Source organism: Thermaurantiacus sp. (genome assembly GCF_053487655.1).
Window position 1 is genome coordinate 1 of record NZ_JBRCLD010000026.1, and the last position, 11,199, is coordinate 11,199.

Annotated in this window: 10 protein-coding genes; 5 read left to right on the forward strand and 5 right to left on the reverse strand. The window is 66.9% G+C overall.

Annotated features, from left to right (window positions below):
- On the forward strand, positions 1-480 hold a 480-nt coding region (locus tag ACWIQA_RS02845), incomplete at its 5' end, for a TonB-dependent receptor (RefSeq protein WP_448581554.1).
- 175 nt (positions 481-655) lie between these two features.
- Here ACWIQA_RS02845 and ychF read toward each other — a convergent pair.
- The 3 genes from ychF to ACWIQA_RS02860 are packed head-to-tail and all read right to left on the reverse strand — an operon-like array spanning position 656 to position 2,944.
- Positions 656-1,756 (reverse strand): redox-regulated ATPase YchF, encoded by a 1,101-nt coding sequence (gene ychF / locus ACWIQA_RS02850; RefSeq protein ID WP_448581555.1) that lies wholly within the window; start codon positions 1,754-1,756, stop codon positions 656-658.
- A 1-nt stretch (position 1,757) separates the two neighbouring features.
- Complete coding sequence (gene pth / locus ACWIQA_RS02855; protein WP_448581556.1) at positions 1,758-2,333, reverse strand: aminoacyl-tRNA hydrolase; 576 nt, start codon at positions 2,331-2,333, stop codon at positions 1,758-1,760.
- Between the two features lie 2 nt (positions 2,334-2,335).
- Positions 2,336-2,944, reverse strand: a complete 609-nt coding sequence (locus ACWIQA_RS02860; protein ID WP_448581557.1) for a 50S ribosomal protein L25/general stress protein Ctc — start codon at positions 2,942-2,944, stop codon at positions 2,336-2,338.
- Positions 2,945-3,171: 227 nt separating this feature from the next.
- Between ACWIQA_RS02860 and ACWIQA_RS02865 the strand changes: the two genes are divergently transcribed.
- Positions 3,172-5,472 (forward strand): TonB-dependent receptor family protein, encoded by a 2,301-nt coding sequence (locus ACWIQA_RS02865; RefSeq protein WP_448581558.1) that lies wholly within the window; start codon positions 3,172-3,174, stop codon positions 5,470-5,472.
- 250 nt (positions 5,473-5,722) lie between these two features.
- Here the strand turns inward: ACWIQA_RS02865 and ACWIQA_RS02870 are convergent, their stop codons facing one another.
- Complete coding sequence (locus ACWIQA_RS02870; RefSeq protein WP_448581559.1) at positions 5,723-6,640, reverse strand: TraB/GumN family protein; 918 nt, start codon at positions 6,638-6,640, stop codon at positions 5,723-5,725.
- Positions 6,637-8,163: an AMP-binding protein gene (locus ACWIQA_RS02875; protein WP_448581560.1), complete on the reverse strand. Its 1,527-nt coding sequence runs from the start codon at positions 8,161-8,163 to the stop codon at positions 6,637-6,639. Before ACWIQA_RS02875 ends, ACWIQA_RS02870 begins: the two co-directional genes overlap by 4 nt.
- Positions 8,164-8,219: 56 nt before the next feature.
- On the opposite strand from ACWIQA_RS02875, the gene ACWIQA_RS02880 reads away from it, so the two are divergent.
- From ACWIQA_RS02880 to ACWIQA_RS02890, 3 genes are all read left to right on the forward strand, one after another.
- Positions 8,220-10,286 (forward strand): molybdopterin oxidoreductase family protein, encoded by a 2,067-nt coding sequence (locus ACWIQA_RS02880; RefSeq protein WP_448581561.1) that lies wholly within the window; start codon positions 8,220-8,222, stop codon positions 10,284-10,286.
- Entirely contained in the window at positions 10,283-11,032 is a 750-nt protein-coding gene (locus tag ACWIQA_RS02885; protein WP_448581562.1) for a CPBP family glutamic-type intramembrane protease, read from the forward strand. The genes ACWIQA_RS02880 and ACWIQA_RS02885 overlap by 4 nt, the downstream gene beginning before the upstream one ends.
- A gap of 48 nt (positions 11,033-11,080) precedes the next feature.
- On the forward strand, positions 11,081-11,199 hold a 119-nt coding region (locus tag ACWIQA_RS02890; protein ID WP_448581563.1), incomplete at its 3' end, for a glycine--tRNA ligase subunit alpha.

Consider the following 11,199-nt stretch of genomic DNA (forward strand, 5'->3'; position numbering starts at 1 on the left):
GGCGAGGAGGAGGATGAGCTCCCAGTCTTCCTCTACACGCAAGACAAGGCCCGCTTCACGGGCATCGAGCTTGACACGGATCTTCGCCTCGTGCGCTGGGGCTCGAGCGAGGTCCGGGGCACGTTCCTGCTCGACTGGGTAAGGGCGCGGCTCGGCGACGGAAGCCCCGTGCCGCTCATTCCGCCGCTTCGCCTGCTTGCCGGGTTGGAGGCGGATCATGGCCCCTTTACCGGCCGCCTCGAGCTCGAACATGCAACGGGCCAGACCCGGGTTGCCGACTTCGAGCGGCCGACAGACGGCTGGACCATGGTCAACCTCGCAGTCGGCTGGAAGCCGCTCGGGCGCGACGATCGCACCATATTGATGGTGCAGGCGAACAACCTGTTCGATGTTGACGGCCGTCGCCATGCGAGCGCAATCAAGGATTTCGCCCCGCTTCCCGGCCGGGACATAAGGATGACCGCCCGCTTCAGCTTCTAAGCGCGTTGCCGCAGGGCACTGCCCTCAGCGCGGGCGCAGCTGGCGGGCCGCCGCGCGGCTCTATGGTCTCCGGCGCTCGCGGCCGTGGCGGCCCCTTTCTCGAGAGAAGGCGAAAGCCGCATCCCCCGGCTCGCGCAAAGCCACCGCCTGCGCCCGTGCGTTCGGGAAGACCTGGTCAGCCGCCGTGGAGGAAGTGCACCACGTCGCCGTCCTGCACGAGATAGGCCTTGCCCTCGGCGCGCAGCTTCCCCGCCTCCCGCGCCCGCGCCTCGCCTCCGAGCGCGACGAAATCCTCCCAGCCAACCGTCTCGGCGCGAATGAACTTCGTCTCGAAGTCGCTGTGGATGACGCCCGCTGCTTGCGGTGCAGTGGTGCCCTTCTTGATCGTCCAGGCCCGTGCCTCCTTCGGGCCAGCGGTGAAGAAGGTGATGAGGCCGAGGAGATCATAGCCGGCGCGGATGACCCGGGCGAGACCGGTCTCGGCCAGGCCCAAGTCGGCGAGGAAGGCGGTGCGGTCTTCTGGCGCAAGCGCGACAATCTCGGCCTCGATCGCCGCTGAGACGACCACCGAGGCTGCCCCCTCTGCTGCTGCCTTCTTGGCAACTTGTGCCGAGAGCGCGTTGCCAGTTGCAGCCGATCCCTCGTCCACGTTGCACACGTAGAGCACAGGCTTTGCGGTCAGGAGCTGGGCTTGGGCGAGGTGGCGGGCCTCGTCCGCATCGCGGGGTGCAGCAAGCCTTGCGGGCGTGCCAGCGCGCAAGAGCTCGAGCGTCTCGCCGAGGATCCGCGCCGCGGATTTCGCTTCCTTCTCCCCGCCTTGCGCCTTCTTGAGGAGGGTTGGCACCCGCCGCTCGAGGCTGTCGAGATCGGCGAGCATCAGTTCAGTCTCGACGGTTTCAGCATCCGCAATCGGGTCCACGCGGCCTTCCACATGCGTGATGTCGCTGCCCTCGAAGCAGCGCAGCACATGGACGATCGCGTCGACCTCGCGGATATGGCCGAGGAACTGGTTGCCAAGCCCCTCGCCCCTGGAAGCGCCGCGAACGAGGCCGGCGATGTCGACAAAGGCAAGCGTTGTTGGCACGATCCTTGCCGAGCCAGCGACGCGGGCAATTGTCTCGAGCCGTGGGTCGGGCACGGCCACCTGGCCGACATTGGGCTCAATGGTGCAGAAGGGATAGTTGGCCGCTTCCGCTGCCGCGGTTTGGGTGAGCGCGTTGAACAGGGTGGACTTGCCAACGTTCGGCAGCCCGACGATACCACAGCGGAATCCCATCTCAGCCTCCAGGATATCGCCGCAAGGCGAGATCGTTCATGAAGCGCAGCGGGTCGCCTGCAGCAAGCAGGGGTGCGAGCTCGGCGATGTCGGCAAGAAGCGCGGCAAGCGGCTCCTGCTCCGCCTTCGTCCAGTTCCCGAGCACATGTGGTGTCACCCGGTCCCTGTCGCCGGGGTGGCCGATCCCGATCCGCACCCGCTCGAACTCGGCTCCGACATGCTGGATGATCGAGCGGATGCCATTGTGCCCGGCAGCTCCGCCGCCGGTCTTCACCTTCACCCGGAATGGCGGCAGGTCGAGCTCGTCGTAGAAGACGGTGAGCGCCTCGGGCGCGAGCTTCAGGAACCGCAGTGCCTCGCCCACGCTCCTCCCGCTTTCGTTCATGAATGTCATTGGTTTCAGAAGCAGCACGCGCGCCTCGCCGAGCCGGCCTTCGCTTGCGAGGCCCTGGAACTTTACCCGCCAGGGTGGGAAGCCATGGGCGGCGGCAATGGCGTCCAATGCCATGAAGCCCACATTGTGGCGGTGCCCGGCGTAGGCCGGGCCGGGGTTTCCCAGCCCGGCGAAGAGCCGCATCGTCAGGCCTGCGCCTCGCCCTCGGCGGCGGCGTCCTCGGCCTTGAGACCGGAGGGCGCCACGATGGTGGCGATGGTGAAGTCGCGCTCGATGACTGGCTTTGCGCCTTCAGGAAGGGTGACAGCCGAGATGTGGATCGAGGCGCCAATGTCGAACCCCGTCACATCGACCACGAGCTCTTCCGGGATGCGGTCTGCGGGCACGCGCAGCTCGACTTCGTGCCGGACCACGTTCAGCACACCGCCACGCTTCAAGCCAGGGGAGGCCGCCTCGTTCACAAAGGTGACGGGCACTTCGACGGTCACCAGCGAGTCCGCACCGATGCGCAGGAAATCGGCGTGGATCGGCCGGTCGGTGACGACATGGAACTGGACATCGCGCGGCAGCGTGCGATGGCGGGCGCCATCCACTTCAATCTCGACCACCGAGTTCATGAAATGGCCCGTGGCAAGCTGCTTCACGAGCAGCTTCTCCTCGACATGGATGGCAAGCGGTGGCTCCTTGCCACCATAGATGACCGCAGGGACGCGGCCTTGCCGGCGCATCGCGCGCGAGGCTCCCTTGCCTACGCGCTCGCGTGCTTCCGCCGGCAGCGTCAGCACTTCAGACATGGTCTTCTCCAGCTTGGTCCCGCTGCCTCCAGGGTGCAATCGGGAAGGGAGGGCCATAGGCGAAGCGGGGCGGGGAGGCAAGCGCCAGGAATGGAAGCCCTTGTCGCCAATGCATGGCGGCCATGCCTCGGCAGTTTGAGTGAATGCGTTTCACTCGCAAAAAATCGCTTGCCTGGGCCGGGGCGGGTCGCTATCCGCAACTGAGAACAAATCGCAAAAGACTCCCTATGTGCGCAAAAGCCCGATCCGTTGCCTTGCTGCTTGCCGGTCTTGTGCCAGTGGAGGCTTGGGCTGCGCCTGAGCTGGAGTCCGCTGGCGAACCGGCCGACTCGCTTGCGCCGTCGGTCGCTTCCGTTCTGCTCGCTGCTGCCTCCTCGACTCCTGCGGATATCATTGTCATCGGCGCGCCTGAACGGCTTTACGAGATTGCTGGCTCGGGCGCTGTCATTACCGAGGAGGATCTTGCGCGATCCCGCGTCTTTACCGTCAACGAGGCGCTGCGCCAGGTGGCTGGAATCTTTCCTCGTGACGAGGAGGGCGTGGGGGCGCGGCCCAACATCGGCATCCGTGGCCTCAATCCCACCCGCTCAACCAAGGTGCTGCTGCTCGAGGACGGGATCCCGCTCTCCTATGCCCCCTATGGCGACAATGCGAGCTACTACCACCCGCCAATCGAGCGGTTCGAGCGAGTCGAGGTGCTAAAGGGCGCAGCACAAGTCCGGTTCGGGCCCCAGACCATTGGCGGAGTCATCAATTACATTACGCCTGCACTTCCCGACGAACTGACCGCCGAGGTCGCAGGGCAGGGCGGCAACCTCGGCACCTGGGCCGTCGACGGCAAGGTCGGCGGTCCGCTCGCTGGCGGCCGTGTTCTCCTCCACGTCAACCACAAGGAGAGCAATGGCAGCCGAGTCAACCAGCGCCTGCGCTTTACCGACATCTTCCTGAAAGGCGCCTGGGATCTCGGTGACCGCCAGTCGGTGACGGTCAAGCTCTCGCGCTTCAACGAGGGCAGCGATGTCACCTACTCCGGGCTGCGCCGCTCCGAGTTCGCAGCCGATCCGCGCGCCAACCCCTTCGTCAATGACCGCTTCGATACCGTGCGCTGGGGCGCGAGCCTTGCCCACCTCTTCAACATCGCCGATGCTGTCGCGCTGCGGACGACGGGCTATTACTTCTCCTTTGACCGAGACTGGTGGCGGCAGTCGTCCAACTCGAACCAGCGCCCGAACGACGCGTCCGATCCGGCCTGTGGGGGCATGGCCAATCTTTTGACCAGCTGCGGCAACGAAGGCCGACTTCGATACTATGATACCTGGGGTGTTGAGGCTCGCCTCACCCTTGATCACTCTGGGGCCGTCGGCGGCGAGACCGAAATCGGGCTGCGCTGGCACAGCGAGGACCAGGCCCGCCGGCAGTGGAATGGTGACACGCCAAATGCGCGCACGCCTGGAACCTCGGTCAACGCTGGCGTGCGCGAGAACAACCTGCGCGAAGCTCGGGCCTTCTCCGCCTTCGTCCAGTCCCGGCTCGCCTTCGGCCGGCTTGCGCTCACCCCTGGCCTCCGCGGCGAGTTTATCGAATTCACGCGCGTCAACCTTCCCATCGACGTGATTGCTGGCGGCCGGCCGACGGGGGCCAAGACCCTCGTCACCACGGGCAAGACCCGCCTGTCCGAGATTATCCCCGGCTTCGGCCTGACCTTCGACCTTGCCGAGCGCCTTGTCCTCTACGGTGGCATCCACCGCGGCTTCGCCCCGCCAAGAGTCGAGGACATCATCACGGTCACTGGTGGCTCGGTCGAACTCGACCCGGAGCTCTCCTGGAATGGCGAGATCGGGATCCGTGGCACGGTGGCCCCTGGCCTCAACCTTGATGCCACGGTCTTTACCATGGACTTTGAGAACCAGATCGTGCCTGCCTCGGTTGCAGGCGGCGTTGGTGCCACCCTGACTTCGGCTGGCGAGACGGTCCATCGCGGCGCCGAACTGTCGCTCGCATGGTCAAGCCTCGCCGGAGGCCTCACCCGCGATACCGATATCTTCGCCCGCGCTGCCACCACTTGGGTGAAAGATGCCCGCTACGCCTCGACTCGCATTGCAACCCCGCCCTGCTTTGATGGCGCCACACTTGGAACGCCAGTTTCAACCGGCCGTGGCCCCATCCCCTGCGGCGTGCCGCGCGATGTCAATGGCAATCGCTTGCCCTACAGCCCGGAATGGCTGGTCAATGCAGCGCTTGGGGTTGAGCATCGTGGCTTTACCGCCCAGGTCGAGGTTGTCGGCCAGACCGCGGTCTTCGCTGACGATGTCAACCTCATCCCCGTGACCCCCGACGGCCAGCGCGGCCGGATCCCCGGCTGGGCGGAAGTGAACCTCGCTGTCTCCTACGGCCCGCCGCAGGGAAATTGGGAAGTGTTTGCAACCGTCAAGAACATCGCCGACCGGCTGATCATTGTCGATCGCGCGCGCGGGATCCTCCCAGGGCTGCCACGCCTGGTGCAAGCAGGAGCGCGTCTCAAGTTCTGACCGCGGGGGCTTACCCCTGCCGGGCAAGATGCAAGGGGCAAGCTCGCTGCCAGGCTGCAGGTAAAGGGACAGGAGGTCGGGCAGTGCGCGTAGCAATCTCGAGCGCCAGCAAAGCCGCTGGCCGACAGCGCGGCGAACCCGCCGGCACGGTGTAGGGCGCCCTCTGCGCGCCTGGTCTACAGGCCTGCCCAACCGACTGCCCTTCCGAAGGCGCGGGGACAAGACGCGCACCTGGGCCGACGCCTGAGAGTCAGCGGCGGCGCGTTGCTGGCTGGCTGGGCGGTTGCAGCATCACCCGCTCGGCCTTGAGGCCATGGAGGCGCTCGAGGAGATCGAGGAGATTGCCGGGGCCGGCAAGGTGGCCGGCGCCCACGGCCACGAACACGCGCCCGGGCCGCTGCATCCGCTCGGCAATCCAGGCAGCGAAGCGGGCATCGCGGTCTTTGAGCAGCATCTGCCGTAGCATGGGCGAGCCCTCGAAGTCGCGGTTGATCCGCTCGGCCAGCCGTTCGGTGCGGCCAGCAAGCCAGTCATCGACCATCGCGCGCGACTCGCCATGGGAGTCGGTAAGGCCGTCGAGAGTCGCCAGAAGGAACAGACGCTGGTCGGCTTCAGAGAGCACGTCGAAATAGGCAAGCTGCTGCTCGACGGTCTCGAGGCCCTCGATCGGGATCTTCCGCAAGCGCGCGCGTTCCGTCAGCACCGCCTCGACACCGATCGCAGGGTCGAGCCCGTTCATTGCCGACTGGAGGTTGGCGAGTGTCAAGGCCACATACCAGGTCTTGAACTGGTCGAGGGGGCCGGGGTTGAGCCGGGCGAGCGCTTCGGCAAGCGCTGGCCGGCTCGCTTCAGGAATACGGGCGGACAGCGGCTCAGCGGTTGGCCGGCGCGCCATCCGGAGCGTCAGCCCCATCATTGCGACTGGATCGGTCGGCAGTACGGTCTCGAGCACAAGTGTCTCGGCGCGGTCCACGGCGTCGAGCACGTGGGGCCGGAACCAACGGGTGCCGCGCGGCAGGGCGTGGACAGTGCCGAAGACATGGATGGTGGTATCGGCGTCCTTCAGAACCCACAGCGCTGGTGTCGCAGGCTCTGTTGCTGGCCGCGCTGAGGCGGTCCGTCCCGCCGGCAGCGCCATCAGCAGCACCACCAGAAGCAGGCGGATCATGCAGCGACAGAGCCCTTGGCCGGCCAGTAGCGGTCCTTCAGCAACCGCTTGTAGAGTTTGCCAGTGTCGTGGCGGGGCAGCTCGGGGTCGAAGTCGACGCTTTTGGGGCACTTGATGTGGGAGAGGCGCGCCCGGCACCAGGCGATGAGCTCGGCTTCGAGAGCCGGCCCGGCATCGGCCCAGTTGCGCGGCTGCACCACGGCCTTCACGGCCTCGCCGAGCTCCTCGTCGGGCACGCCGATGACGGCGACATCGGCTACCTTCTCGTGCATGATGAGAACATTCTCGGTTTCCTGAGGGTAGACGTTCACGCCTCCCGAGATGATCATGTAGCTCGCCCGGTCGGTCAAGAAGAGATAGCCGTCCTCGTCGACATAGCCGATGTCGCCGAAAGTGGCGCCATGCTCCCCGGTCACTTCCGCCGTCTTTTCAGGATCATTGTGATAGGCAACTGGCGGCCCGCCGTAGAAGTAGATCCGCCCCTCCCGCCCTGGGGGAAGCAGATTCCCGTTCTCATCAAGGATGCGGATTTCGCCAAGTAGCGACTTGCCAACACTTCCCTTCTTGCGCAGCCATTCCTGCGGCGTGATGGCCGTGAACCCGGCCCCCTCGGTTGCGGAATAATATTCGAAGATCCGGGGTCCCAGCCAGTCGATCATCCGCTCCTTCACTTCGATGGGGCAGGGTGCAGCCGCATGGATGATCGCCTCAATCGAGGAGAGGTCGTGGCGGGTGCGGCTCGCCTCGGGAAGCTTCAGGATGCGGACGAACATGGTCGGCACCACCTGGCTGTGGGTCACCCGGTGCCGCTCGATGAGCGCGAGGTAGAATTCCGGGTCGAACTTCTCCATGACGACGACGGTCCCGCCGAACTTGTGGACCGCCATGCAGTAACGGAGCGGCGCAGCATGGTAGAGCGGCGCTGGCGAAAGATAGACCATATCAGGCCGAAAGCCGAACAGCATCCCGACAAGGCCAGTCAGCGCGTCCGGCTGGTCGATCGGTCCTTCGGGGAGCGGGCCGATGATGCCCTTGGGCCGGCCCGTGGTGCCGGAGGAATAGAGCATGTCGCGGCCCGAGCTCTCGTCGGCGATCCGGGTCGCCGGCTGGGCGACGAGACTGTCCTCGAGGCTGGCGAAGCCGGAAATGTCGCCACCGCGCGCGAACCGGTGGGGCACCTCCGGCAGCTCGCGCGCCACCCCCTCGAGCTCGGCCGAGACGACAAGGAGCTTTGCCCCGGAGTCGGTCACGATATAGCCGGCCTCGTCGGCAGTGAGCTTGGTTGAGATGCAGGTGTAAATGAGGCCGGAGCGCTGTGCCGCCCAGCACAGTGGCAGATAGTCGATGCTGTTCAGCATCATATAGGCAACCGTGTCGCCGCGCTTGAGGCCGCAGGCGCGGAACAGCTGCGCCGCCTGGTTAGAGCGCGCCTCGAGCTCGGCATAGGTGAGCGACTTGCCGGTCCCGCCCATGATGAGGGCAGGCTTGTCGGGCATGCTGGTGGCGTGATGAAATGGATGCACGGTTGGACCTCCCTTTGCCGACCATCTAGAGCGATGTGGCAGCGAAGGGAGAGGCCATGACGACCGTTCACACGCGCACCTGCCATATCTGTGAGGCCAATTGTGGCCTGCTCGTCGAACTCGACGGCCGGCGCGTGGTGTCCATCAAGGGGGATCCCGACGATGTGCTGAGCCGGGGCCACATCTGCCCCAAGGCCACCGCCATCGCCGACATCGAAACCGACCCCGACCGGCTGCGCATGCCCATGAGGCGTGTCGGCCGCGACTGGGTGCCCGTCTCCTGGGAGGAGGCCTTCGCCGACATCGGCGCCCGCTACGCCGACATCAAGGCGCAAGGGTTCGAAGGTGCGCTCTACATCGGCAATCCGACCGCCCACAATTACAGCCTCGGGATGGCCTTCCCCGGTCTCAAGAAGGCGCTCGGCACCCCCAATGTCTTTTCGGCCTCAACGGTTGACCAGATTCCGCAGCAGCTAGTCCAGATGTGGATGTACGGCCACAACGCGCTCTGGCCCATCCCCGACATCGACCGCACCCACTTCCTGCTCCTCATCGGCGCCAACCCCTTTGCCTCCAACGGCTCGACCTGGACGGTGCCGGGCGTCCGGGAGCGCGTGAAGGCACTCCAGGCTCGCGGCGGACGGCTCTTTGTCGTGGACCCGCGCTGCACCGAGACTGCCGAGGCTGCGGACCAGCATCTCTTCATCCGCCCCGGCACCGATGCGGCCTTTCTTGCTGCGCTTCTGCTTGCGCTCGACGAGGCCGGCCTTGTCGCGCCCGGCCGGCTCGCTGCGATGCTGGACGGTTTCGACGCGGCGCTTGCGGCGCTTCGGCGCTTCGATATCCCAACGCTTTCGGCCTTCTGCGGCATTGCCGAAGCTGACATCCGCGCGCTTGCGGCCGAACTCGGCGCGGGAATGCCAGCGGTCGTCCATGGCCGAATCGGCGTTTCGGTTGCGGAGTTCGGAACGCTCAACCACTGGCTCATCCAGCTCTTGAACATCGCAACCGGCAACCTCGACCGCGAGGGCGGCGCCATGTTCTCGACTCCCGCCATCGATCTCGTCGCCGGCTCCGGCCCCGGCAACCGCGGCCGCTATCGCTCCCGCGTCTCCGGCCACCCCGAGCTTCTGGGCGAGTTCCCGGTCGTCGCGCTCACCGAGGAAATCACCACACCGGGCGCGGGCCAAGTGAAGGCGCTTGTCGTTGTCGCTGGCAACCCCGTCCTCTCCTGCCCGGATGGCGGTGCGCTCGATGCAGCGCTTGAAACCCTTGATCTCCTGGTTGCGGTCGACATGTATGTGACGGAGACCAGCCGCCACGCCCACTATATCCTCCCGCCCTGCGGGCCGCTCTCCAAGGATCATTATCCGCTTGCGCTCGGCCCCATCGCTGTCCGCAATTTCGCGAAATATTCGCCAGCGCTGCTGCCCGTGCCGGAGGGCGAGAAGACCGACTGGGAAATCGTCACCGAACTCAGCCGCGCGCTCGCGCAGGCGCGCGGGCTTGCGCCGGCCAATCCGGTCCCGCCGCGCGTGCTGCTCGATGGCATGCTGAAGCGTGGCGGCCTCAGCCTCGAAGCGCTCGAAGCCGCTCCCCACGGCATCGACTTGGGGCCGCTCGCGCCTGGCCGGCTGCCGGGGCGCCTGCGGGAAGGGGTGATCCGCTGCGCGCCGGCCGAATGCTTGGCGGATCTCGACCGGTTTGCCGCAGCGCTCGCCGTGCCGGCGCAGGGTCTCCTCCTCATCGGTCGCCGCCACATCCGCTCGAACAACTCATGGCTCCACAACAGCCGGCGCCTCCTGAAGGGCCCAGAGCGCTGCACGCTTATGATCCACCCCGATGATGCCCGCGACCGGGGGATCGCCGATGGCACCCGGGTTCGCGTCACCAGCGCCGCCGGAAGCGTCGAAGTGCCGGCCGAAGTGACAGAGGCCATCATGCCCGGCACGGTCTCGCTTCCCCATGGCTATGGCCATGGTCGCGATGGCGTGCGCTTGTCGGTTGCAAGGCAGCGCCCGGGCGCCTCCATCAACGATTTGACCCGCCGCGACCGCTTCGACCCGCTGTCCGGCAACGCCGCCCTGAACGGCACCCCGGTCAATGTCGTGCTGGCGGCGTGACGCACGCGCGCGGCTGGCCCGTCGCCGAGCGCTGGCTCGCCGCGGCCACGGCCGCGGGGCTGCTGTCGCTCCTACTCGTCAACGTCGAGGCGCTGCTCCCCGGCGCCGGCCGCGAACTCCGCCCGCTCGCGACGGTGCAGCCGGCAGCACTTGCCGCGCTGGCGCTGCTCGCCGGGAATCGCCTTGCGCCGACGCTTGGCCTCGGGCTGCCGCTGCTCCACGCGCTGGCATCCGGCGGACCGGCCAGGGAGATCCTTCTGCGCCAGCTTCGGGTGGCCGTCCCGGTCGGCATCGTCACGGCGGGCCTGTTGCTGGCCTGGAATGCGCGCATGGTCCCGGAGCTTGCCGCCGGCGAAGCCGGTGCCGCCTTCGCCGCCGTCCGGATTCCGCTCGTCACCCGCCTGCTCTACGGCGGCATCGTCGAGGAAGTCCTGCTCCGCTGGGGCGTGCTGACCGGGCTGCTGTGGCTTCTCTGGCGCGCCGCCGGAAGGCCGGAGCGGCCGACGCCGCGGCAGGCATGGGCAGCGATCGCTGGCGCCGCCCTCCTGTTCGGCCTCGGGCACCTGCCGCTCCTTGCCCTTCTCGTTCCGGATCCGGCGGCATGGAAGGCGGCAGCGGTCGTGCTGGCCAACGCGGCTCCGGGCCTTGCCTTCGGCTGGCTTTTCTGGCGGCTCGGGCTCGAGGCCGCCATTCTCGCCCATGCTCTCGCCCATCTCCTCGCGTGGATTGGCGGGCGCCTGGTCTGAACCGGGCGGGCTTTCCCTTGGTCGCTGCACCCGCTAACGGCCCGGCCCGTGGGCACGCCGGCCAGCTTCCAGGACCTGATCCTGACCCTTCACGCCTATTGGGGCGAACGCGGCTGCGCGATCCTCCAGCCCTATGACATGGAAATGGGCGCCGGCACCTTCCACCC